This window comes from Aquimarina gracilis, assembly GCF_035285365.1.
Classification (GTDB): Bacteria; Bacteroidota; Bacteroidia; order Flavobacteriales; family Flavobacteriaceae; genus Aquimarina; species Aquimarina gracilis.
This window is the reverse complement of the sequence record NZ_JAYKLX010000003.1, coordinates 493,954-520,502: the sequence shown is the minus strand read 5'-3', so window position 1 is coordinate 520,502 and position 26,549 is coordinate 493,954. Positions and strand designations below refer to the sequence as shown.

Here is a 26,549-nt window from a genome sequence, read left to right as displayed (position 1 = left end):
TCACTTCAATATTGAAACAAAATTCGATAATTGTAGACTAATCAAATAGAATAATCTGAAAATAACCACATATTAAATGAAAAAGATTTTAATTCCTATAATCGTTCTTATTGTTATAATTGGCGGTTTATATGGTTTATTTGCTGGAAGGTATAACAATGCTATAATACTTCAGGAAGACGCCAAAACAGCTTGGTCAAATGTAGAAAGTGCCTACCAAAGACGAAGCGATCTTATCGGAAATCTGGTAAAAACCGTTCAAGGTGCGGCTGATTTTGAACGCTCTACCTTAAAAGAAGTAATCGAAGCTAGATCAAAAGCCACTTCAGTAAATATTGACCCTAGTAATATCACCGCAGATCAAATGGCACAATTCCAACAGGCGCAAAGTGGATTATCCTCTGCTTTATCCAGATTATTGGTGACCGTAGAGCGATATCCTGATTTAAAAGCCAATCAAAATTTCTTAAATCTGCAAACCCAGCTTGAAGGAACCGAAAATCGAATTAATGTAGAACGAAATCGTTACAATGAAACCGTTGGAAAATACAATAAATACATAAAAGTATTCCCTAATAACTTAATTCTTGGAATGTTTGGAAGTTTTGATGAAATGGCTAGGTTTAAGGCCGATGAAGGTGCAGAAAAAGCGCCAGATGTAGATTTTGATTTTAAGTAATGTCAAAAGTTGAAGATTTTCTCACCCAAGAACAAGAACAGCAAATAGTTGCTGCTATACGACAAGCTGAAAAAACGACTTCGGGTGAAATTCGTGTTCATATCGAAAAGCACACCGATCTAGATGTCTTGACCCGTACCAAAGAGGTTTTTCACTTTTTAAAAATGGATAACACCATACAGCGTAATGGTGTTTTGATTTATGTAGCTGTAGAAGACCATAGATTTGCTATTTACGGGGACAAAGGCATTAATGATGTAGTTGCTAATGATTTTTGGGAAAGCACCAAAGATGCAATCTTAAACCAGTTTAAAAAAGGTGATTTCACACAAGGATTAATTGATGGTGTTCTTATGGCAGGAGAACAATTGCAAAAATATTTTCCCTGGGATCATAATGGCTCAAATGAATTATCAGATGAAATATCTAAAGGGTAAATGAAAAATACAACACAGCACATACTATCCTCATTCTTTTTGATTGGCATATTTTTTATCTCGATACCGCAAACCTTCGCACAAAGGGATATCCCTGCAAAACCAAAAGAGCAAACTGCGGTTTATGATGATGCTAGTATGCTATCTGGTTCTGAAGCTAAAAGATTAGAACAAAAACTAATTCGATATTCTGATACCACATCTACCCAAGTTGTGGTAGCTACCATAACTTCTTTACAAGGTGAAAATATAGGATTATATGCTGCAGAATGGGCCCATAAATGGGGAATAGGACAAGAAAAAGAAGATAACGGGGTTTTTATTCTCGTTGCCAAAAATGATCGTAAAATATGGATCGCAACTGGTTATGGAGTTGAAGAAAAGCTTACCGATTTTGTTTCTAAAACGATTATTGATCAAATTATAACTCCCGAGTTTAAATTAGGAAGATTCTATAGTGGGCTCGATCAAGGTACCAATGCCATTTTTGAAGTGCTACAAGGCACTTTTAAAGGAAGCCGAAAAAAAGCCCCTAAAGACATTCCTATTGGTCAAATTATTTTTTTGATTATCTTTTTTATCATTATTATAAAAGCCTTTTCTAAGAGTAACCATGGTAATGGAGGCAGGGGAAATCGAGGCAGAAGATCGGGAAGCGGCAGTCTACTAGACGTTATTATTTTAAGCAATATGGGCCGTGGAAGCTACGGTGGTGGAAGTTTTGGAGGAGGATCCAGCGGCGGTTTTGGTGGCGGCTTTGGTGGTGGTGGCTTTGGTGGTGGTGGTGCCGGAGGAAGTTGGTAATTGATTCTATTCTGTATATAAAAATACCAAGATAATTATTCATATTTTTAGAGGAATGAAACAAACTATAATTCTCTTTACACTGTTTTTAAATGCATCTGCAAGTTTTTGTCAGAGCTCCCCTCTACCTGACCTCGAAGCCAATTTCTTTGCTGTTATTGTTGAAGATATTGAACAATCGATTAATTGGTATTCTGAGATTTTAGGGTTTGAAATTCTAAACAAAGTAGATTTACCAGAAAGAAATCTAAAACAAGCCAATTTAAAACGGAGTAGCATTTTGATAGAATTAATAGAATTAGGATCGGCAGTTTCTCATAAGAAATTACTTAAAAATTTTCCAAAAAAAACCAAAATAAAAGGTTTCTTTAAGTTTGGTTTTTTTGTCCCAGAATTTGAAAAGTGGATCGATTTCTTAAAGAAATCAAATGTAGAATTTAACGGAGATATAGTAACCGACCATCTAACTGGAAAAAAAATGCTTATCATAAAAGATCCAGATGGTAATAGAATCCAAATATTCGAAAAGTAGTAATCTTATGATCTTAAACAAACAACGTACTGCGAATCACTTCTACTAGTTCTGTGTAAATATTTCCCAAACTTCTTAAAGAGAATAAATACAAATGATAAAAGACTAAACTATTATTAGTCTAGCTTTTATTCTTATTTGTTTATTGATACATAATTAAACCACCCTAAATTGTACAAATTAGGGTAATCTATCTTTTCATCTTTTAGAATGTTATATAACTTGTCCTTATTCAACAGTGATAAGGTATAGCCGAAAACCTTTATAAAATGTAGGCACAAATCATTTTAATTATGAAAAAAACTAGAGAAATAAAATTGAATCTAGACAAGCAGACTATTTCAAAATTAGGTCAAAAAGCAATTAAAGGAGGGCAACATTATACGTGTACACCTACGTGTACTCAAACGGCTTTACATAGTCAATGTGGAAACCTACAGTGTTACTAAATTTAAAGTAAACTTTAGGTAACGTATTTTGACTTTGATAAATAATCACGTCAAAATACCAACAATTACAAAACCGCCAAACTTAATGGATAAGCTTGGCGGTTTTTTATTTTGTTCTAAAAAGTCTAGATTATCTCAACTACTATTTCTTCCTAAAATATACCGAGATAGGTACTCCGTGAAAATCAAATTCCTTACGCAGTTGATTTTCAATAAAACGTTTGTAAGGGTCTCTAATGTACTGTGGTAAGTTACAGAAAAATGCAAACTGAGGTTGTGGCGTAGGTAATTGTGTAATGTATTTTATCTTTACATATTTTCCTTTGTAAGCTGGTGGCGGATTATGTTCAATAATTGGCAATAGCACATCATTAAGCTCACTGGTTTTGATCTTTTTTGATCTGTTTTTGTATACTTCTACCGCCGTTTCTATCGCTTTATAAATACGTTGCTTGGTTAATGTAGAGATAAATACAATAGGCACATCGGTAAAAGGCTCTATTTGTTTGCGGATGTATTTTTCGAAATCTTTAAGGGTATTGCTTTCTTTATTTTCAATAAGATCCCACTTATTTACCAGAATAACGATTCCTTTACGATTACGTTCTGCCAGCCAGAAGATATTTTGCACCTGACCATCAAATCCACGTGTTGCATCCAATACCAATAAACATACATCACAATGTTCGATAGCCCTCACGGATCTCATTACAGAATAGAATTCGAGATCTTCTTTTACTTTTGATTTACGACGTATTCCGGCAGTATCTACAAGATTAAACTCAAAACCGAAACGATTGTATTTGGTATCGATCGCATCTCGTGTGGTTCCGGCTATATCGGTTACAATATATCGTTCTTCACCAATTAATGCATTAATAAATGAAGATTTGCCCGCATTAGGTCTCCCTACCACGGCAAATCGAGGTAGTTCATCTTCTTCTCGCTCCTCTTTTTCGGGTAGTTCTTTAACCAGGGCATCTAAAAGCTCGCCTGTACCACTTCCGTTTATACTGGCGATAGTGTAATATTCTCCAAGACCCAAACTATAAAATTCAACGGCATCTGTGGCTCTCTTAGCATTATCGACCTTATTTACTACCAAGAATACAGGTTTATCTACTTTACGCAATAGCTTAGCGACATCTTCATCCATTCCGGTTACTCCAGACTCTACATCGACCATAAAAATAATAGCATCGGCTTCATCGATTGCCAATTCTACTTGTTTATCAATTTCGGCTTCAAAGATGTCATCACTACCTACTACATAGCCTCCAGTATCAATTAATGAAAATTCCACTCCGTTCCAATCACTTTTTCCATAATGGCGATCACGGGTAACACCACTTACCGCATCAACGATAGCCTCTCTTCTTTGAATCAAACGATTAAAGAAAGTTGATTTTCCTACATTAGGTCGCCCTACAATTGCCACAATACTGCTCATCGAAATCTAGTTCTTAAAATTTGTGCAAAATTAGACTTTTTATTTGACCCACACTATAAATGTTTATATATGATTGTAATAGACCTAAAATAAAAAGCCCCAAGGCCAAACATTTAAGACCTTAGGGACTTTTCATAATTGATAGTCAGTCAGTGAAATAATTACTTATATCAAAGATACCAAGTATTCCTATTAACTAGGTTACTGTAAAACAACAAAGTTTTTATGGATGTTGTCATCTACATTTTATTCTTTTTAGGAATCTGTCTTATTAACCTCATAGATAGCTATAGAATTAGATACTTCATGAGTAATAATGATTAAAGATTTTCCTGTTGGGCTATCGTCGGCTTTAACAACTACTAGACCTTCTGGAGAAATATCTTCAGCATCTCTTAGCCATTCTACAAATACTGGGCTAGCAGGATTCGTAATATCATACACCATAATGCCACCTGTTCTCTCTAGTCCAACAAAAAGTAATGTTTTGCTGCCTACTTTCAAAGTAGTTACGGCTTCAGGCTCGGCCCCTTTATCATCGGATCTTTTATCTGCTTCGCTTCCTTCATTATTGTTGAAAGCTGTTGCATCCAAGTCAAAAACTGTTTTACCAATCTCATCTCCGCTATCGTAGATTAACCCGCCAGAAATAGACCAGATCGAAAATGATCTACCACCATACACATAAATTTCATCATAATCCCCATCTCCATCAGTATCGCCATTGGCGGTGGTAGTTTTTAATCTTCCTAAATTCTTTTCTAATTGTAACGTTTCAGCATCGGGAAAAGCATTTGGGTCCAAAAGAAGGTCTTTTACTCTATCTTCTTCAGAAAAACCACCATAATCTCTTGCGTCACCTTCATTGGCAGTTATTAAGTACTTACCTCCACTAATTTTTGCAAACGCTATTGCATCAGGATGATAAAACCCAAACACAGGCCAGTTTTGAAAATTCCCGACAATATTATCCTTGTCACTAGCATCAATTTGGTTATTTGGCTCTGAATAGTCTTTTACTCCCAAACCAACTACATCAACAATTGTTTTGGAAGCCAAGTTAACAATGGCAATTCCGTTATTTTCCTGTAGAGTGATATATGCAAATTTCGAATCACTAGAAACCGCTACATATTCGGGCTCTACATCTTGTGCAAAAGTGGCATTAGGTCCAAATACTCTAAAACCATTCCCTATTACTCTTCCTTCGAATGAAGTGAAACCAAGATTTGAAACCTGACCTGTTTCTGCCTCTATAATTGTTACCGATCCCTCTGGGTCGACGGTATAAAGATCATTAGGCTCTCCTTCATTGGCAACTACAATATATCGACCATTTGGACTAAAAGTTATCATATCTGGCAATGCACCTGCCTCATAAGTACTAAGTAAAGCCTGGCTATCTGTATCGTATAGAGCAATGGTTCCATTGGCCTGTTTGTTAGAAGAATTTTCTAAGGCCACGGCTACAACCCCTTTATTTACGGCAACACTATTAGGATTACCTGTTAAAGATATATCAGTCCCGTGAACTGGCGCACTTGGGTTTGACAGATCCCATACAGAAAGTTCGATCTCTTTTGGATTGACCACAAACAGCTTATTAGTAGAAGGGTCAAATGCAGAGATTTCTGCAAACCCTTCATCTCCTGATCCGTTTATAAATCCTCCTATTTTGGTAAACTTTAGATTAGCGCTTCCGCCACCACCACTATAGTCGTCTAAGTCACAAGAACTAAAAGTTCCTAAAATGGCAGCCAAAAAAATAACTGATTTGTTGAAGATTTTCATTATTCATGTTGTTTTTGTGTGATTAGATTCACAAATCTCAACATCCAAAATCTCCTTATTGTTAAGCAATCATAAAATAATTCAAACTAAGTCACCTTGGCATATTAAATTATCGCTATCTAAATAAAAAAACCTGGCAATTTTCGATTACCAGGTTTTTCAATATCTAATTAAAATATATCTTAGTTATCTCTATTACTAATAACTATTTTTTCCATTCTTGACCAACCTTCTCCCATAATTCTAACCACGTAGATTCCAGAAGATAATTGTGAGATTTTAGAGAAATCAACATCTAAAGTTTTGGTATTTGGCTCTACAAGTTTCGTAATAACCGGACTCATATTACCACCACTTAAATCATGTAATGAAATTCTAACATATTGTCTTCTCTCAACATTAAGATCAAGATTTAACTTGGTACCAGACTTCACCAAAGTAGGATATACTGATGCTATTTTTTCGTTTGGATCGGTACAATCTTCAATGGTTACAATAACCGTATCTGTATCTGATTCTGCACAACCGTCTTTTGAAACGGTTACAGTATATTCGTTACCAAAAATCGGTGAAGGTGTTATCGTTATACTTTGAGTTGTTCCTAAGACACCAAATGGATTACTCCAAACATATGAATCTCCTCCTGAAGCAGTAAGGGTTACAGATTCACCTTGACATACAGTTACATCAGGACCAGCATCTGCTATAACTGGACAACCAGCTTCTACAGTTACAATTACACTATCAGACCCTTCGCAACCATCTTTGAAAGCTGTCACAGAATACTCGGTAGTAGTTTCTGGACTAACTGTTATTGATTGTGTTTCTTCTCCGGTTGACCATATATAGGTATCTCCTCCAGTTGCTGTTAAGGTTACAGAATCTCCTTGTGTAATGCTTACATCTTCTCCTGCATTTGCAGTTACTGAGTTTACCGTCACCGTCACCGCGTCTGTTGCTTCACAAGCTTCATTTCTAACAATAACAGTATATTCTGTTGTAGTCTCGGGTGATACAATAATAGAAGCTGTCTCTTCTCCTGTTGACCATAAGTATGAATCTCCTCCGGTTGCTGTAAGGGTAGCCGAATCACCAACACAAATTGATTGATCTTCTCCGGCATTTGCAGTTACTGAGTTTACAGCTACCGTCACTACATCCTCATCTTCACAAACACCTTTCCTAACAACAACAGTATATTCTGTGGTGGTCTCCGGTGATACGCTAATAGAAGCTGTTTCTTCTCCTGTTGACCATAAGTATGAATCTCCTCCGGTTGCTGTAAGGGTAGCCGAATCACCAATACAGATTGATTGATCTTGTCCCGCATTTGCCGTTACTGAGTTTACAGCTACCGTCACTACATCTTCATCTTCGCAAGCGCCTTTCCTAACAACAACAGTATATTCTGTAGTAGTCTCCGGTGATACGCTAATAGAAGCTGTTTCTTCTCCTGTTGACCATAGGTATGAATCTCCTCCGGTTGCTGTAAGGGTAGCAGAATCACCAATACAGATTGATTGATCATCTCCTGCAGAAGCTTCTACAGTTTCAACAAATACTGTAACATTATCTGAATCTTCACAACTTCCTTTTACTACAGTTACAGAATATTCTGTCGTAGCAGATGGTGAAACGACTATAGATTGTGTTTCTTCTCCTGTTGACCATAAGTATGAATCACCTTCAGTAGCGGTTAATGTTGCAGAGTCTCCAGTACAAATTGACTGATCATCTCCAGCATCAACTGTAAGAGTATCAAATGTAACTTCTACAGAATCTGAAGTTACACAGTCTGAACAATCTTTAACGGTAACAGTATATGTACCACCTTGTGTCACAGTAATCGATGGCGTAGTTTCTCCTGTGGACCACTCATAGCTAACTTCATTTGTAGTAGAAGTAATACAATCTAAGTTAAAATTAAAATCTCCTCTATTGTATTCGCAATTAGTTGATGTATCAAACCAACCTGAAGCTCCATATCTTCCAGCTTCATCTTCGGTTACATTGGCACCATTACCTAATTGAAACGCTGGACCTTTTCTAGTTATTGTAAATGACAAAGGGCCACCTATTTCATTAACACTTCCTGTTACATCCGTATAGTAAATCCATCCGTCTGCATTCTCAGTATTACAAAAATGTTCTTTTGGACTTCCCGAAGGTGCAGTCACAGTTCTACCAGAGTATGTCACATCTACTTCTAATACAATCTGAGGATCATCATTATCGACAACCTTACCTTTTAATGTTGCAGTTCCATCGGCAAGCTCATCCCATTGAAGATCTACATTTGAAAATCTTCTTACTTCATCTTTTGCATCGTTTTTCAGCCACAATACATAATAAAGGTCTTTTCCACATCTGTATGTATCTTTTACTTCATACTCCTCGGTACAATCAACGCATTCTGATTGCCCAGAAACTAAGGCCGTCAAAGTAACCTGATCAGTATTACATACAGCCTGATCTGGACCCGCATCAACGGACACGGTACATATATTGCTCTCTAACGAGAAAGAGTTTTCATTTATTTCTGTGGTAAAACCAGAAGAAAACATGAAAATAATCATTAAACATCCAAAAAGTTTAAAAGGCAACTCGACGCCACCAGCTTTTTGATTGTACAAACTAAATTTACGCTTAAGTTTTGACATTTGGTTGTTGTTTTTAAAATCCATAAAAATGAATTGGTTTACTTTGGGTTTTAAATCGTTAAAAAATTCAAATCTACTTTAGTTATAAGACAAAAGTATGACCTAAAGATTGATATTCTTTACTTATAGAATTTTGTGATTAGAATAAAAAAGTGTGAAGAAGTAATGTTTTATCATAATTTAGGGCATTTTTTAAATTTTGGACAACTAAAATATATATTAACGGTTGAAAACCTGTAACAAAAACAATAAAAACGACAAAATACAATATTTCGTCTACAAAATACATGTTTTATTTGTTTTTCCTTACATTTAAAACAATATTCTTACACGTCAAATAACTGGATATCAGGAAGTAAAAGTTAAGAAAACTCTTATTTAAACTCGTAAGAAAATTCTACTGAAAGCCATATTATAAATAAAATCATTGCTTGTACAGAGTAGCATTAATGTGTTTCTTCGTTATTTTGAACATATAACAAAAACAGATAGCTTTATTAGCTGATTTACAAGCATCTTAATTATTATATCCAAATCGTTTTAACTGATTTTGATTACTGCGCCAGTTCTTATTGATTTTTACATAGAGCTCTATATGTATCTTCTTACCAAAGAATTTTTCTAATTCCTTTCGGGCTTCAATTCCAACTTTTTTTAACGCAGATCCCTTATGCCCAATAATAATACCTTTTTGAGATTCTCTTTCTACCATTATCACAGAACGAATTCTAATAATAGATTCATCTTCAAAAAATTCTTCGGTTTCTACTTCGACAGAATAAGGAATCTCCTTTTTATAATGAATCAATATCTTTTCGCGTATTGCCTCATTTACAAAAAATCGCTCGGGCTTATCTGTTAGTTGATCTTTTGGATAAAAAGGAGGTGAAGCTGGCAAAAGAGTAACCAAACGATCAAACACTTGTTTGATATTAAAATTTTCTAATGCGGATATAGGATATATTTCGGCGTTCGGAACTTTTTCTGACCAAAATTGTACTTGTTCTTCCAATTCTTCCTGGTTAGATTGATCTATTTTATTAATCAGAAGAAATACTGGTATTTTTGCAGAGGTAATCTTTTTAAAAAACGCTTCATCTTTTAGCATTTTCTCTCCTATTTCTACCATATAAATAAGGATATCTGCATCTTCAAAAGCCGATTTCACAAAATCCATCATTGATTCTTGCAATTCATAAGCTGGCTTAATAATACCTGGCGTATCTGATAAGATCATCTGGAAATCATCTCCATTAACAATACCCAAAATCCTATGTCTGGTTGTTTGTGCCTTTGAAGTAATAATAGATAACTTTTCACCAATAAAAGCATTCATTAAAGTAGATTTACCCACATTTGGGTTGCCTATAATATTTACAAAACCTGCCTTATGACTCATTTTACTGCTATTTTGACGCAAAGGTAGATGAATAATAAATATGAAAGAAATTCTTTCTTGGAATATTATTTTTTCTGTACGATAAAAAAACAAAGTCATTAAAGAATCACAGATGAATTAATATTTAGTTTAATTTTTTTTTTATAAATTTATTTCTGATATGTTTTCAAAAACCCCGTGAAAACGAGTTAATTATCTAAATACGGGAAACTTTGAAAAACTACTTATTCTATAATAATTTCGGATGTACTAAGATTAATTTTACTTTCTTTTTCATTCTTCTTTGTACATCATTTAAAGGCATTTCTCAGGATTACAATCAACAATTAGCCAAGGCAGATGAAAAATTTAAAGCTTTTGCATATATCGATGCACGGGCTATCTATCTTGACGTTGCTCAAAAAGGATATTCGTCACCTGGTTTATATCAAAAATTAGGGGATTCATTTTATCTTAATGGAGAACTTGAGACTTCTGTAGAATGGTACGAAAAATTAATACAAGAATACCCCGAAAACCTTGATCCTGAATACTTATTTAAATATGCCCAAGGTTTAAAAAGTTCAGAACGTTATACAGAAGCCGATAAAATAATGAAACAGTTTTATGATAGCACTGGAACTGACAAAAGAGCTACCTCTTTTATTAATAAAAGAGATTATCTGAGTTTTATCGAAATACAATCTGGCAGATTTGAATTATTTACACTTGCCATAAATTCAAGAAATTCTGAATACGCTCCTAGTTTTAATAATCAAAATCAAATTGTATTTGCTTCTTCCCGAGGCAAAGAATCCAAAAAGTCCAAACTTCATGGATGGAACAAGATGCCTTTTTTAGATCTATATTCTGCAGATATTAAAAATGATAATATTAACCTGACTGATCCCAAAAAATTGAAAGGTAAAATTAACACTAAATTCCATGAATCCTCAACTAGTTTTACGGCAGATGGGCAGACTGTATACTTTGCCAGAAATAATTATACCAACAATAAGCTTGGAACAAGTAAGAAAGGGGTCGTTTTATTAAAACTATATAAAGCGACCCTAAAAGATGGGAAATGGACCAACATTATAGAGCTCCCATTTTCTAGTGATAATTATTCTGTTTCTCATCCCTCTGTTAGTCTAGATGGCAAGAAGCTTTATTTTGCAAGTGATATGCCTGGTACATTAGGAAAATCGGATCTTTTTGTGGTAGACATATTACCAAATGGAGCATATGGCGTTCCCAAAAATCTTGGAGAGAATATCAATACCGAAGGGCGTGAAACATTCCCTTATATAAGTAATAGTGGAGAACTTTATTTTTCTAGTGATGGCCATGTTGGCCTTGGTGGATTAGACATTTTTGTAAGCCTGCCTCAAGAATCTGGGTTTTCAAAAGCATTTAATGTTGGTAAACCGATCAATAGTCCCAAGGATGATTTTACCTTCGTAATTAATGAAGAAACCAAAATAGGATATTTTGCAAGTAATAGAAAAGGAGGAAAAGGAAATGATGATATCTATGGCATCAAACAAACCAAAGATTTAATCACTTCTTGCAAGCAATACATTAAAGGTATCATCTCGAATAACGAAACCAACGAAAGTCTACCGAATGTAAATATTACATTATTAGATATAGAAGGTAATAAAATATCTAAAAACACGTCTAATAGCCTTGGAGAATATGAATTTGAAGTAAAATGTTCTGAAGAATATTTAATACGAACTTCTTTGGATCAATTTAATCCCAGAGAAGTATCTTTAAGCACAGACGATAGTTTTGAATTTGTTAACGAAATATCGCTTCCTTTAACCCCATTAAACTCAGACAACATATTACTAACTTCTATTGAAGTAAATGTTGGAGATGATCTTTCAAAAACATTAAAATTAGAACCTATTTATTTTGCTTTAAATGATTCTGTAATTACCCCCAAAGCCGAGGTTGAATTACAAAAAATCATTTCGGCCATGCAGAAATATCCCAAATTAAAAATTGAAGTTAGATCGCATACCGATAGTAGATCCAGTTATTGGTATAACAAAAGATTAAGTGTAAAAAGGATGCGTGCAACTGTTAAATACCTTGTAGAAGAAGGAGGGATTTACTGGCGTCGCATAAGAGGTAAAGCATATGGGGAAAGAAGACTATTAAATAAATGTATCGATGATGTACCTTGTACAGAAGAAGAACACCAGGAGAATCGCAGAAGCGAATTTATCGTGTGGGAGTAACCTAACCATATTTCTTTACATCAAAACCACAAAAAATTACTTCTTCAATGCATTAAAATAAATTTTTGCCCTTGCATTAACCTTAGGTGCCAATAATAACCCCGAAAAAACTGTTGGAATTGCCATTATTGCAAATGCACTATCAATGAGATTAATTGCAAAATCAATTTTCACTACTGCCGCTATAATTATTGATAAAATATAGATGTAATTATAGTACTTTCCATACTTTGGTTTGGTTAAAAATCCGAGACAAGTAGTTCCATAATAAGAATATGAGAATAAGGTTGAAAATGCAAATACCAACACCATAATTACCACGACAATATCTCCTAATCCAAAAGGTAAAACCGAATTAAAAGCCTGAAGTGTTAAGGATATCCCGTTATCATCTGTTTGCTGCCAAACCCCAGTAGAAAGTATAGTCAAAGCGGTCAAAGTACATACTAGTAAAGTATCGATAGCAGGACCCAACATAGCTACTAATCCTTCGCGAATAGGTTCACTGGTTTTGGCATTTCCGTGCATCATTGGGGCGGTTCCAATTCCTGCTTCGTTTGAAAAAGCTGCTCTTTTTACTCCAGTTTTAATAAGATACCCCAAAGCACCACCAGCGGCAGCTTCTCCAGAAAATGCATCGGAAAAAATGAGCATAAACATTTCGGGAACAACTTTAATCTGCACTACCAAAACTGTAATAACCGTAACAAAATAGAGTACCACCATAAAAGGCACCAATCTACTAGCGACGATCCCAATTCTTTTTATTCCACCCAAAATAACTATAGATGCAATTACGGCAAGGGCTATCCCTATATACCATTTAAACTCTTCATTTAGGTCTAGAACATCTACCAAAGTTTGTGTCAATTGATTAGTCGTAAATGCAGGAAGTGTCCCGACCAAACCCGCCAGGGCAAATAGTACTGCCAGCGGCTTCCAATTTCTGCCCAGGCCTTGGGTTATTACATACATTGGGCCACTTAATAATGTACCATTGTCACCTCTTGAACGATACATTACCGCTAATGAACAAGTGTAAAATTTGGTAGCCATCCCAATTATTGCGCTTATCCACATCCAAAACACAGCACCCGGGCCTCCCATTACTATCGCTACCGCAACACCACTAATGTTTCCCATACCAACAGTCGCAGCAATAGCCGAAGATAATGCCTGAAAATGACTTAATTGGCCGGGAGCATCTATTGTATCATACTTACCCCTGAGAACATTAACAGCATGTTTAAAGTAGAAAAATGGAGTGAATTGTGAGTAAATTAGAAAAAAAAGCCCTCCTCCAATAAGCAATACTAATAAAGGCCAATCCCAAACCCAGGAACTAAAACTTGCGATAAGGCCTTCAAGTGTATCGAACATAAATTTATAGTTAGTATAAAAATAGAATAAAAATTGAAGAATTCGTAATCACAGTGAGTGCAAAAAGTTTCAAAATCAATGGGCAGCTCGAATAAATCGAGGTTTATCAATTCCGCGGTCATACATGATGATACTACCAGCTACTGCAACATTGATACTTAACTCTGATTTAAATTTTACTAAAAATTGAGATTTTTCGATAGCTTTTTTTGATAATCCGTGATCTTCAGCTCCTAATAAATACACACATCTTTTAGGATGTTGAAAGGTTTCTAAAGGCTCTGCATCTTCTGTTAATTCGACTCCCACAAGCATAGCGCCTTTGGGTAAATGGCGATAAAAATCTTCAAATGTATTATAATGAAAATAAGGCATTGCCTTTACCGCATTATGAGTATCACTGGCTTGTTTGGCATATCTGTTTCCGATAGTAAAAATAAAACTTGCTCCCATATTTTGAGCAGAGCGCCATAATACTCCTAGATTCTCAGGGGTTTTTCCATTTTGGATACCAATACCAAAAAATTCGTTTTCGAAATTATCAATCATGGATGTAAAATTATAAAAAGATCAATGCAAACCTTATCAATCCTGATCCAAATTATACTTTTGCAATATTGCGTTCCAGGAAAGATCCTGAATATGAGCTATTAAAAACTTGTTGACTTCATCAAAATGAGAATGCGATTTTGGCATTATAAAACTACGATATTGTCGGTTAAATGTTAAGGGTAGAAGTGTTGCCTTGCTTCCTAATTGATTTGTTTGAAGTAAATATTCTATTGAGGTTTTATCATGTATCATTACATTAATATCTTTTCTTGCTAATGCTCTTAAAGCTTGTAATGGTGTTTTATACACCTGATATGGAATCATCTCATGCTGAAGCATAAAGTCTTCACCCTCGGAAGCTCCAACTATTCCAATTTTTTTAATTGCCTTTAAATCTTCGAGACCCGTGATTTTGGCATCCAAAGTATTAACAGTAAGCGTAGAAGCTATTGTTGCCGTAAAACTTGAAATAATGATTACGGCTGTAAACATCCAGATAATTGCTATGGTCTTTCCCACATTAGACTTTGGAGATTTATCACCATACCCTACAGTAGTCATGGTAACTGCTGCCCACCAAAGTCCATCGAACAATCCCAAAACACCTGGCCGAAACTGATGTTTATTTTGTTTGTGCTCTACGAACCATAGAATCGTTCCAAAGGAAAGTAAAATCAACAGCAGTAACAATATGATATTTAAAAAATCTCTTGAAAAAAAATTGTCTACAAAAATTTGAAATTGACTACGACTTAAGGTCGTTACAGCGATTCCGATACTAGAAATATAAAAAGGTTGACTTACTGCAAACTTATCAATTCTTTGAGGGCTATTGCCCAATGGGTTAATTGAAATGTCCAATTCTTTGTAATCTAATGCTCTTACTATACCTACCTCATCAGAATACTCAACATATCGATATTTAACGTCAATTTCATTGGCAATATGGTCCCAAAGATCTATAGAAAGTCCTTCAAACTCGCCTTCATAATTTTTAATAATAAAAGGAGGGTCTTGATGTACTCCAACTAATAGGGTATCTTTTACGAAACTGGCTTGAGCATCGACATCGAGTATCATCATTATTAAAAACAACAAAAGCCTTACTTTGACCTTTATACTTATATTAACGGAGTTCATCTATTATAGTGATTGAAAGAAAAGCTGTTAATATTTGAATTAATGTGAGATCCCTTTGTGTAAACTTGTTTTTTTCTTTTCCATAAATACAAAAAACGGCTTCGTTACCTTGCTTTTGAATAAATGGGACCAAAATTCTCGACAAATAACCCTCGTCTTCTTTTTTACTTATATATTGTTCGGCTTCAGTTCCAAAATCACCTATTAGTATAGGTTTATTCCCTATTAACACGTAAGTACTTAAACTTTCCTTTTCGTTAAATTCTTCTTTACGATCTGATATAGCGATACCTTCTCGAGAACGACCACGGTGCCATAACTCTTCTCCTTTTTTGAAAGCAATTGCAAAAGCATCTACTCCTGTTGGTAATTCAACTAATTTTGTCAAAACCAAAATAGCTTCACTCCAATAACTATTTTCTGGAATCTGTCTTAGTAAACGATACAAAAGATAAATATTAGTTCCTGTATTTTTTAATTCTTCGATTTGATGTTTTAGCGTTCTTCTTTGGGAAATAAGTGCTTCTTCTTTTTCATGAAGTTCTTTTTGCTTTATAGAAAGTGAAGTCTTGAGATTTTTTGTTTTTCTAAATACCCATAACCGTAAAAAATACCATAATCCAAATATTCCTATGATTAAAATCGAGATATTTCCCCATAATGTTTTATACCACTTTCTATTCACCTCAAGATCAATTTTTAAAGGAACACTCCAGGAATACCCTCCTGGTTTTTCTGCACGAATTAACAAATCATATTTCTGACCTTTTAGGTTTTGGAGCGTGATTTGATCCTCTTCACTGGGCATTGACCATTGGATTTCAATTATCTGATCTTCAAAAGTGTTTTTATCGTAAATTTTATATTGATAATTAATATCATCACCTGGGTAAGTAATCGAATTAAAATTCAATCTAATTTGAGAGGTTTCAGGTAAACTAAGTTTGAAATTTACTTCCTTTGGTTTGTCATCAACATATACCTCGTTAAGAATTGGTGTATTGGTAATAAGAGGTTTAGGTTTTGATTGTGATGAGTAGACGGCTCCTTCAGCCGTACCTACCCAAAGATGATTACTACTATCCATAATCATACTTCGGTAAGAAGCCACTTTTGAAGGTGTGCCACTCTTTTCATCAAAAAAGGCATAATTCCCTTCTTTATCCAGATGAACCAAACCATTGGTATCTGTTGCGAGCCATAGCCCTCCACCGGGAATAACACAAACCGATCGAATTTCAGTTTTGGTAAATAATCCCAGATCTACTCTTTGTACCCTTTCTGTATCATACTTTAAAAGACCATCTGTGGTTCCTAACCAAACAATTCCATTTTGATCAATTGCAAGGTCGTGAACTTCAAAATTACCACTTACCTTAAACGAAAATGCCAAGCTCTTATTCTCAAAAGCATTGGTTACTCTATTGTACTTATACAAATAACTTTTTTTACCAATCCCGGCTACGTATAATTCAGATCGACCACCTTCATTAACTACAAGTATTCGATTTACCAGACCATTTGCTTCATCATATAAGGTTAGTCTTCCGTCATTTCCAATTTTTGCTACTCCCACAATGGGTTGATCAGTTGGCGCTTGACAAAACCAAACTTCCCCCATATGATCGGCAAACATATAAAACACACCTCCACCACGATCTTTTAAATCATAAGTAGTTTGAATATTTTCATCTTTATAATGCATAATTTTTCCGTCGGACGTACCATACCATACATTATTTTCATATGTGGTAATTGCAGTTACTCCATTTATTCCTGTAACTTGATTATAGTCCACGTTACCATCGATATTGGTAATTCGATTTACATTACCTTGTGATATAAAAACTTCATTATTGGGGCCGGCACTCATACTGAATACATTGTCGTGTGACATTCCGGATACATTCTGAAAAAAGCTGGACCACAACAAACCTAATCCGCTAGAGGTACTTATCCATACTTTACCGCCGGGTCTGATCTGATCAGTAGAAAAATAAAGATGATTAATAGCTTCATACGGAAGTTGCTCTACCCGGTGTGGATCATTGGATCCGAATACTTTTTTTAAGGTATATTTTTGATCATTTTGAAATGTATAAATTCCCTGATCTGAAGCAAGAAAAAATGTTCCTGCCAAATCTTTACTAATATGATAAAAATAAAGTCCCTGATTATCTACTTGTTCTTGATGAATTACTTGTTGAGTGGGACTAACCTGAAGTTTCGAAATCTGATTCCCAATCAACCATATAGTATCGTTTTCCACATAAAAATGAAAAACATTCTCAAAATCTGTATGCTTGACCAATTTCTTTTCTGATTCAGAAAAATAATACAACCCTACTTGGGGTAAAAGTATCCATATTGTACCAAATTTATCTTCAGCAAAGTAAAAATTGGGTGTTTTTTGATTTTGAAGTAAAGTAAGTTTAAACAAGGGCTCTTTTTTTTCATTTTTAAGAAAGATGCTACCATCAAGTTGAGCAATCCATAACCTATCTTTGGTATCTTTGAATAAGTTACCGGGATAATGCAAACTTTCTTCCCTTGTATTTCCCTGAAGAAAAGGTACTATTTCTGGCCTATCTTCTTTATAGAATAGTTTAAAAACCCCAGTATCATTAGAAAAAAGTAAGGTGTCTTTTTTCCAACCGATTATTGATTTTATATATCTGCTACGCAAAGAAGTATTATAATCTTCAAAAGATCTCCCATCAAACCTATACAAACCTTGGTCTGTTGCAATCCACATATACTCATGAGAATCTTGTATAACTTGATTGACTTTTATAAAAGGAGCATCTTTGTCCTTATAGGTAATGTACCTAAACTTTTGTCCCAATACTGTAAAAAAGTTGAAGGTAAGTAAAAGTAGTGCAAAGAGATACCTGTTCTTCATAGACAACAGAAGATTATCTCTTAAAGATACTAAAATTACTTTAATCCTTTAATTGTCAACGCTATAGTTGAAAACTCCTTTAAAATGAAGACTTATATTTTAGATGATTATAACTACGGGTATTTACTATCCATTACTACCACATATCAACCTGCACTATATTTAACATAGGCATTTTTCAACTTGATATCATATTTATTCTTCTTATAGCCAGGGCCATTATAACCTTCTGCAAATTTGGCCCAATTTTTCGCTTTGATCCAGTCAATTAATTTTTTGCCTTTGAAGGATGTTTTTTCTATAAATTTTCCAAAAGCTTTAAGATGTTCTCGTTCATGTTCATACATTTCGGATACAAAATGATCAATAGAAGCATACCCCAAATGTTCATAATGAAATCCCATAATTTGAAAGGCGCCCCAAGAAGCAGCACAATAAGCTGCATCATGAAAGGCAGATAAATCTGATATTCCTGCCGCTTTTTCAAGGCGATCATATTCTCCTGATCCTCCTTTATAATGAGATCTTGTCCATTTCTTGTACAATACATTTTTTGTATGTTGAGAAACATATTGCGCAGGGTTAACCCCTCGTTTTTCGAGCTCGCGCCAAAAAATGTGTCCTTCAAATAAAATGACCGGACGACCATATACCAAAAAGCCTTTACCTCTACTTTCGACTTCATTTACCGCTTTTACCATCGCCAGTTCTAACCCAAATTGATTTGCAAAATCCTTCATGTCTTGCTCAGACAAAAACTTATCATTAAATACAGTTAAGTTCTTTTCTGCTTCAATAAGTTTGGACCACGATTTAAGACCAACAATACCATCTACAACCAAACTATTTTTTGATTGAAAATCCTTTACAGCTTCATGCGTATCTTTTCCAAAAAAATTAGACACATAAACGTTGTAGCCTAGTTTGGTTAAAATTTCTTCCAAATAATGAACTTCTTCTCCACGTGAACGGTAACGAATTGTTTTCATTTAATACAGATTTATAAATTCAAATATCCCATTGAATACGATAATATGAATCAAGATTTTAAGATTATTGTTTTAGCATTCTGAAGGTACATATAAAAAACCGAGAATTCTGCATTTGTTCAAAAAAAACGAATTCTAATTAAACGGTAACGAATTCTAAATAGCCAATCGTAAACAACAATTTTGGTACTACTTTTATATTCAAATAGCCAACCTCAAAATAAGCTGTTATGAAAAAATTAGCCATAATTATTATTCTGTTTCAAAGTTTTCAGTTTATCCATGCCCAGAAAGGATTTAGTGAAACCCAAAAGTATATTGTTACTACTGAAATTTCAGATCAGGGACAAGATTACCCTGCTTATGTGGTTAATTTGGTTCGCGCAGGTGAGAGCTCCGATATAATATCTACGCTTACCATTTCAGACACAGAGCTTTTTGAGGACATCTTTATTACCACCTTAGAGAATCCTGGATTAGAAGGGATCTCTGAGGTGATTAAGATGGAGGTAGAATATCTAGCATGTTGTGCTCACGTAGAATCATATTATTTTATGGTAGGAGAAAACAACGATGTAATCGAATTACCCGAACTTAAAAATGTGTATTGCGAAAATTCTGACACAGACCATCAATATATATTTCCAAATCAGGAATATGGCATTGCAGGAAATATTTTACGCACACAAACTTTTTACAAAAATACATCAGATATAAAATATGTAAACCTTAAACAAAGCTTTGCTTGGAATGATAATACCACAGTAGGTTTTTCTAAAGCCACAGCCATAACGGGTTACTAAAATTTTATTCTTTACACAACTCAATCTGATAAACAAAAAGGGGGAAACTTTTGTTTATTATACCGACAATCCTTTTTAGGCATTGTCGGTTTTGTTTTTAAAGTATTTTAAACGTACTATTTTAACCAAAAATCAGTTTGATTATATTTGTTATCAACCTCAAGTTTCTTTTATGAACAAAAACCGCCATATATTTCTTTTTGTTGTGCTCATGCTGCTTTTTATTGGAGACGCCTATACACAAAACAATAGGTTAAGAGCATTTACGCTAGAAGATGGTTTACCACAATCACAAGTCTACGATCTTATACAAGATGAAATGGGATATTTATGGCTCGGAACCCAAGGGGGTGGACTTTGTCGATTTAATGGAGAAGAATTTAAAATATGGAATGAGACCCATGGATTGCAATCCAATTATATTCATGCTCTAACTTTTGTAAACGACAGCCTCTTTATTGGTACTAAACGTGGCCTTTCTATAAAAACCAAAGACAAATTTACCAATCTTGAAGGACCACGAATTAATAAGATCTGTCGAATAAAAAACCAAACATACTTGGCTACCAATGTTGGAATTTACAGCTACGAAAAAAATGTTGGTTTAAGAAAGATAAAATTAAACCCGAAAATTAATACTAGTATCATTAATGACATTGTTTTTGATGGCAGGTTATATTGGATAGCAACCAATAAAGGTCTTTGGAAACTAAATGCTATTAAAAAAAATGCCAGTATAATCGAGCGACATAGTGCTCATGATTTTACAGCAGCTATCTTTTATAACAATAAAGTTTTTGCTGCTGCATTTAATCAAGGGGTGCTGGTTTTAAATACTAATGCAAAATCGTATGGAAACTATTGGATTTCCAAACCTTTGCGAGTAACCAACATTTCTGTACATAATGACAACGAACTGTGGTTTGCTACAGACAATGAAGGTATTAGCATTGTTAATGCCGATAAGCGTAAACATTTAAGAAATATCAATAGAAAAAATGGTCTTACCATTTCGCATATTAGAAAAAGTATTTTGGACCGCCAATCCAATATTTGGATCGCTACTTCAGGTGGTGGATTTTATAAATATTTCCAAAATAACTTTATTCACTATGACCAAAATACGGGCTTAAAGGGGAATCGCGTTTATGCTATTCATACTTCCATGAATGAAATTTGGGCTTCAAATTCTGAAGCTGGACTTGTTAAAATAGATTCCTCAGGAATTCAACATATAGAGCAAGACGAAAGGTTATCTGAAGTAAAAATTAAGACCATTACCAGTGATGCATCGGGGAACATATGGGCCGGAACCGATGGGAAAGGGATGCTTTTTAAAGAGATCAAAAAGTTTGATAGTATTGTTATTGATAGCAGTGCCATAAAAAAATCAAAAAATGATTCTATTGTAAAAATAGACACAATACAAAAAACCATATATACCAATCATGTAATAGACAGAGATAATGGTTTACCTTCAGACTGGATTAGGACAATTCTCGTTGACAATAATACCATTTGGGCTGCCTCATATTCTACAGGTATTATTAGGTTTAGGTATGACAAAGAAAAAAAACGCTTATTAAGAGTAAAAAAGTTTGATCGAAAAAATGGTATTAAGGATCTGCAAATAAGTTATATGACACAGGATTCTTTGGGTAAAATTTGGTATGCTACTCAAAATGGACATCTTGGATACATCAAAAATGGACGGGTCACTCACCTAGGAAACGTTTTAAATCAAAAAACTTCTATAAGTACATTACTTCTTCATAAAGACAAAATGTTTATTGGTACTGCAGGAAGAGGAATCTGGTGGTCCGATCTTGATAAAGTATCTGTTCGAAAATTAAAAGGAAGAAAAAAACCTTACTCTGATAACATTTACCAAATGATATTTGATGACCAGGGAAATTTATGGGCAGGAAGTGAAAGGGGAGTAGATAAAATTGAGCTTAATCAATCAAATGATATTGTAGATATTTTTCATTTTGGACGTAATGATGGGTTCCTAGGAATAGAAACCTGTCTTAATGCAGTAACCAAAGATGATGAAGGTAACCTTTGGTTTGGCGCCATTTATGGACTTACAAAATACAAACCGACAGAAAGTACAAAAGCTACCATTAAACCCAGATTATTTTTTGAAGATGTAGAAGTAGCGTATCGCAGTTTAGATTCAATTAACCTTAATACGTGGATCGGTAGCGATAAAGTTTTGAAATTAAAACCCAATCAAACCGAATTATCATTTAGCTATAAAACTGTAGATCTTGATCATCCCAATGATATTGAATACCGTTTTAGATTAAATAATTCAGAATGGAGTCCGTGGTCAGCAGAAAGCAAGCAAAACCTGGCAGGATTGGCCTATGGGGCGCATTATTTCTCTGCACAGTCCCGAAATTATAGATGGGAAGAGTCTGACATTGTAACTTTTAGATTTTTTATCGATAGCCCAATATATAAAAAAGCATGGTTTCAACTAGCTGTATTGGCTGGTATATTAATGATTGTGGGAGGATACGCTCTATCCTATATACGAAGAGTAAAACAAAAAAACAAAGAAGAACGAGAGCGACTGCAAATGCAAAACCACCTACTATCTTTGGAACAAAAAGCACTACGATTACAGATGAATCCTCATTTTATTTTTAATGTGCTTAACGGAATAAAAGCTATGGGGACCAGTAATCCCCAACGTATGAATAGTACTATCAATACATTTGCTACGTTATTAAGAGAAACTTTATACAATTCGAGAAAAGATTATATTACCTTAGATCAAGAAATACAAACTTTAAAACATTATATAGAAATCGAACAATTGATGGCTAGCAAACCATTTACTTATGAAATTTCTATAGACTCTGATTTGGACCCTGAAGAAATACTAATTCCGCCAATGCTTATACAGCCTTTTGTTGAAAATGCCGTTAGACATGGAATTCTAAAGGGTAGCAGGGATGGAGAATTAAAAATTGAGTTCCATACAACCGATGAGTTCTTACATTGTACCGTAAAAGATAATGGTCAAGGTATTTTTCAGTCACAAAAAACAAAAACCAATACCGACCATCAATCTATGGCACTTACTGTAACCCGTGAAAGGTTAGAGTCCATTTCGGGAAAAGATTCATTAAATATTAAGGAAATTATAAATAAAGGGAATGTTGTTGCAGGAACACAGATTGCATTTAAAATTCCACTAGAAACTGACTATTGATAAAATTATGCTAACAGCAATTATTGTAGAAGACATGGCCGATGCACTTCAACTTTTAAAAAGTGATTTGCAGACCAATCATCCGGAAATAAAAATAATAGATACTGCTCAAAGCGTTGTTGAAGCAGCAAAATCATTGCGCAATACCGAACCCGATATTCTTTTTCTAGATATAATGCTAGGTGATGGTACTGGATTTGATGTATTGGAAATATTTCCTGAGCTAAAATCAAAAATCATTTTTGTAACAGCGAGTGACGAATATGCTATTCGCGCCTTTAAGTTTGCCGCTATTGATTATGTGTTAAAACCTTATTCTAACCAAGAACTAGCACAGGCCATAGAAAAAGCAAAACAACAAATACAACCCAATAGTGAGCGTCTTAATATTCTGAAAAATACATTATCAGCGCCAGAGCAAAAACCTGATAAGATTTCGTTACATACTTTGGATAAAATTATTATTGTAAATCTTGATGATATCATCCGCTGTGAATCTGATAGTAACAACACTATTTTTTACCTTCAGGATGGACAAAAAATCTTTGTAACAAAAACCTTAAAATATTTTGCAGATATGCTCAAAAACTATCAGTTTTTAAGAGTACATCAAAGTCATTTGGTAAACCTGCAATGCATCAGTGCTTTTATTAAAACCGATGGGGGATATTTAATGCTTAAAAATGGAGAAAACATTCCAGTTTCGGTTCGTAAAAAGAATGAAGTAATGGAAATCTTAGATCGCTTACACCGTTAACTACAAATTAAGCCAATAGGTAACCTTAAGTACAATAGAACGGGTACGTACATCAAATGCAAAACGATCTAGCGGATCAACTTCACCAGTTAGGAAATTATCTGTGTACACCAATATTAAGTCAGAAACAGGAGCAAAACGCCATTGAATTCGTGCATTGATATTAGTATTGTCATCTTGAGAATTGTATTGTACAAAAAGTGATGTAAACAAACTTTTAGAAAAGGTATAATCTATTCGCGGACTAATTAAAAAAGTTTCTCTGCTTCCGTCAAGATGAGGCAGATCAAAATAATTAACCGCGTAATTTAAAGAAAATGAACCTTTTGGTTGATAACGGATTGTAAAATTCCCTCTTGTCCCGTATCGCCAACCATTGAAATATTCTCCAATATACGGACTTAGACTCCAACTGAACGCCTTGCGTCTATCACTGCGATAATTTCCTGTAAAGCTGAAGTATGAAAAATCCTGATCGGCATCGAGCTCCAAAGAATCGGTTCCTGTAGGGTCAAATGGGTCAAAAAGATACACGTAGTTATGATTCAGATTCAAACCAAAAGTCGCTCTTTCGGCAAACTCTCCTCCCCAACCTATTGAAAAGAAGTGATCGGTTTTCCCAAAACCAGGTCTCCAAAAAATATCGGCCTCGGCACTATAGGTGTGATTGTTCAAAAATTCGTTTTGTGGATAATATCGTAGTTCGGCAACAGGGCTGATCCTAAAATAATCTGTACGCCTTACAAAACCAACTTCAGCATTATAATCTTCGTCTACATATTCATGCTGCCACAATATGCCAAACTCACGGGTATTATAATTCAAGGTACTTCCCTGGGCAATAGCCACATCTTCATCTGGGGTAAACGTACTATGGGTAAACGTTTTACCAGACCAGGTATTATCTCTGGTGGCATAGTTAAAATCTACCCCAACCATTCGATTATATCTATTAATATCAAGGGTGTCGAATTTTTCATAATCAAACACCTGCTTATTTACGGCAATGAGTCCAATGTTGGAACGTGTCCACAATTTTCGTTGTACCACGGCCACCCCGTAATTAGTACCGGGAATCCCTTGATTTTCCCTGGAAGCAGTTTGCATATTTAAAAGACCGATTCGAGTATCGGCATCAAGTTTTCCGCTTATTCGCAAACCCCCATAAATCCTGTTTTGCACCAGATCTTCGGTATTTACATCTTCGGCCACGCCAATACGTCTTGAGAAAAATGGATTGATATTGGAAAACCCAAATTGCCCAAATAGATCTGCATTTTCAAGAAAGAATTGTCTGCGCTCTGGGAAAAATATTTCAAATCGATCCAGATTCGTAATTTGCTCATCTACTTCCACTTGGGAAAAATCTGGATTCACAGTAAGATCCAAATTAAGTCCAGGTGACAGTGCAATTTTTGCATCTCCCCCTACTTCAAGGAACTCATCTGCTGGGGTATCATCCTCAAAATCTTTGTTATAACCGGCAGATACAAATGGAATCAGCGATACTGCACTACTTTTGGTGGTTAACTCTTCTTCCCAAATCATATCTGCAGGATATGCCAAGGTAAATACAATTTGGTTTCGTGGCACGCCAGAATGCGTACTAATTTCGTTGGACTGGGTATCAAAGCGATAGGTAGAAAACCCCCATTTTTTGGATGGTGTAGGATATCTAAGCGTACTAAACGGGATCTCCAACTCTGCTGTATAGTATCCATCATATTTCTTTGCTTCTCCTCGCCACTTGTTATCCCATGAAGTTGAAAAATCCTGGAACGTATTTCCTCCGTTACTTATTATACCCTCTCTTAGTACTCCTTCAGGATTAATTCCAAAGTATAAAGCATTGGTACCATCATCGAAGGTGTCAAACAAAAAGGTAATATTATCTGCACCCCCAGCCCTGTAGTCTCTGCGCAAAGAATTTACAATCCAGTCATTCCCTTCGGCATAACACTTTACACCGATATACAAATTTTTCTTATCGGTACACATATAAATCTCTGTCTGGGCTTTAGCCCGTACCGAATCCGATGGAAAGTACTGCACAAAATCTTTGGCAGGAATGAGCTTGCTCCATACCACCTCTTTTAGGTCACCATCAATGGTGATTTCTTCGGTAGTGGTACCTACAACAAAAGACTTTTTTTCATTGATATTTATTTGAGCCCAGCCAACCGAAACTGAACTTATCCCAATTAAAAATACCAAAAACCTAATCATGAAATCTTTGAATGGATATTAAATTGCATAAACCAAATGATTATAAGATCCCTAAAAATAGGATACCCAAATTTAGTTTTTGTTAAAATTTTTAAAAACTAGGGGCAAATATTATCAATAAAAAGATATTGAATGGCAATATTAT

Annotated in this window: 19 protein-coding genes; 9 read left to right on the top strand and 10 right to left on the bottom strand. The window is 34.8% G+C overall.

The features are described from left to right. Window positions 1–76 precede the first annotated feature (76 nt). The 5 genes from U6A24_RS08215 (at window position 77) to U6A24_RS08195 (ending at window position 2,901) form a co-directional block, all read left to right on the top strand. On the top strand, window positions 77–679 hold the full coding sequence (locus U6A24_RS08215; RefSeq protein ID WP_324179464.1) for a LemA family protein: 603 nt from the start codon (window positions 77–79) through the stop codon (window positions 677–679). Then, entirely contained in the window at window positions 679–1,116 is a 438-nt protein-coding gene (locus U6A24_RS08210) for a TPM domain-containing protein (protein WP_324179463.1), read from the top strand. Before U6A24_RS08215 ends, U6A24_RS08210 begins: the two co-directional genes overlap by 1 nt. Continuing rightward, entirely contained in the window at window positions 1,117–1,920 is an 804-nt protein-coding gene (locus U6A24_RS08205) for a TPM domain-containing protein (RefSeq protein WP_324179462.1), read from the top strand. It abuts the gene before it with no gap. A 55-nt stretch (window positions 1,921–1,975) separates the two neighbouring features. Further along, window positions 1,976–2,452: a VOC family protein gene (locus U6A24_RS08200; RefSeq protein WP_324179461.1), complete on the top strand. Its 477-nt coding sequence runs from the start codon at window positions 1,976–1,978 to the stop codon at window positions 2,450–2,452. Window positions 2,453–2,745: 293 nt separating this feature from the next. Beyond that, window positions 2,746–2,901, top strand: a complete 156-nt coding sequence (locus U6A24_RS08195) for a hypothetical protein (RefSeq protein ID WP_324179460.1) — start codon at window positions 2,746–2,748, stop codon at window positions 2,899–2,901. Between the two features lie 142 nt (window positions 2,902–3,043). On the opposite strand, the gene der is transcribed toward U6A24_RS08195, so the two are convergent. The 4 genes from der to era all read right to left on the bottom strand — a co-directional run bounded on the left by der (window position 3,044) and on the right by era (window position 10,201). Further along, window positions 3,044–4,351: a ribosome biogenesis GTPase Der gene (gene der, locus U6A24_RS08190; RefSeq protein WP_324179459.1), complete on the bottom strand. Its 1,308-nt coding sequence runs from the start codon at window positions 4,349–4,351 to the stop codon at window positions 3,044–3,046. A gap of 255 nt (window positions 4,352–4,606) precedes the next feature. Then, the gene (locus U6A24_RS08185) at window positions 4,607–6,142 is read right to left on the bottom strand and encodes a choice-of-anchor I family protein (protein WP_324179458.1); all 1,536 of its coding nucleotides are present in this window, start codon (window positions 6,140–6,142) and stop codon (window positions 4,607–4,609) included. 182 nt (window positions 6,143–6,324) lie between these two features. After that, window positions 6,325–8,802, bottom strand: a complete 2,478-nt coding sequence (locus U6A24_RS08180; RefSeq protein ID WP_324179457.1) for a hypothetical protein — start codon at window positions 8,800–8,802, stop codon at window positions 6,325–6,327. A 517-nt stretch (window positions 8,803–9,319) separates the two neighbouring features. Then, window positions 9,320–10,201: a GTPase Era gene (gene era, locus U6A24_RS08175; protein WP_324179456.1), complete on the bottom strand. Its 882-nt coding sequence runs from the start codon at window positions 10,199–10,201 to the stop codon at window positions 9,320–9,322. 212 nt (window positions 10,202–10,413) lie between these two features. On the opposite strand from era, the gene U6A24_RS08170 reads away from it, so the two are divergent. After that, window positions 10,414–12,429, top strand: a complete 2,016-nt coding sequence (locus tag U6A24_RS08170; RefSeq protein WP_324179455.1) for an OmpA family protein — start codon at window positions 10,414–10,416, stop codon at window positions 12,427–12,429. A 36-nt stretch (window positions 12,430–12,465) separates the two neighbouring features. Here U6A24_RS08170 and U6A24_RS08165 read toward each other — a convergent pair whose 3' ends face one another. From U6A24_RS08165 to U6A24_RS08145, 5 genes are all read right to left on the bottom strand, one after another. Beyond that, window positions 12,466–13,809 (bottom strand): alanine/glycine:cation symporter family protein, encoded by a 1,344-nt coding sequence (locus U6A24_RS08165; protein ID WP_324179454.1) that lies wholly within the window; start codon window positions 13,807–13,809, stop codon window positions 12,466–12,468. A gap of 75 nt (window positions 13,810–13,884) precedes the next feature. Further along, window positions 13,885–14,358, bottom strand: coding sequence for an RNA methyltransferase (locus U6A24_RS08160; RefSeq protein ID WP_324179453.1), 474 nt, complete (start codon window positions 14,356–14,358; stop codon window positions 13,885–13,887). Between the two features lie 36 nt (window positions 14,359–14,394). Then, window positions 14,395–15,501, bottom strand: coding sequence for a substrate-binding periplasmic protein (locus tag U6A24_RS08155; RefSeq protein ID WP_324179452.1), 1,107 nt, complete (start codon window positions 15,499–15,501; stop codon window positions 14,395–14,397). Then, window positions 15,488–18,403, bottom strand: a complete 2,916-nt coding sequence (locus U6A24_RS08150; protein WP_324179451.1) for a ligand-binding sensor domain-containing protein — start codon at window positions 18,401–18,403, stop codon at window positions 15,488–15,490. Before U6A24_RS08150 ends, U6A24_RS08155 begins: the two co-directional genes overlap by 14 nt. 146 nt (window positions 18,404–18,549) lie before the next feature. Further along, window positions 18,550–19,392, bottom strand: a complete 843-nt coding sequence (locus U6A24_RS08145; protein WP_324179450.1) for an N-acetylmuramidase family protein — start codon at window positions 19,390–19,392, stop codon at window positions 18,550–18,552. A gap of 230 nt (window positions 19,393–19,622) precedes the next feature. Between U6A24_RS08145 and U6A24_RS08140 the strand changes: the two genes are divergently transcribed. The 3 genes from U6A24_RS08140 (at window position 19,623) to U6A24_RS08130 (ending at window position 24,178) form a co-directional block, all read left to right on the top strand. Next, window positions 19,623–20,195: a hypothetical protein gene (locus U6A24_RS08140; protein WP_324179449.1), complete on the top strand. Its 573-nt coding sequence runs from the start codon at window positions 19,623–19,625 to the stop codon at window positions 20,193–20,195. Between the two features lie 211 nt (window positions 20,196–20,406). Next, complete coding sequence (locus tag U6A24_RS08135; RefSeq protein ID WP_324179448.1) at window positions 20,407–23,421, top strand: ligand-binding sensor domain-containing protein; 3,015 nt, start codon at window positions 20,407–20,409, stop codon at window positions 23,419–23,421. 7 nt (window positions 23,422–23,428) lie between these two features. Further along, window positions 23,429–24,178, top strand: a complete 750-nt coding sequence (locus U6A24_RS08130; RefSeq protein WP_324179447.1) for a LytR/AlgR family response regulator transcription factor — start codon at window positions 23,429–23,431, stop codon at window positions 24,176–24,178. Here U6A24_RS08130 and U6A24_RS08125 read toward each other — a convergent pair whose 3' ends face one another. Next, complete coding sequence (locus U6A24_RS08125) at window positions 24,179–26,404, bottom strand: DUF5916 domain-containing protein (RefSeq protein ID WP_324179446.1); 2,226 nt, start codon at window positions 26,402–26,404, stop codon at window positions 24,179–24,181. Window positions 26,405–26,549: the final 145 nt, after the last annotated feature.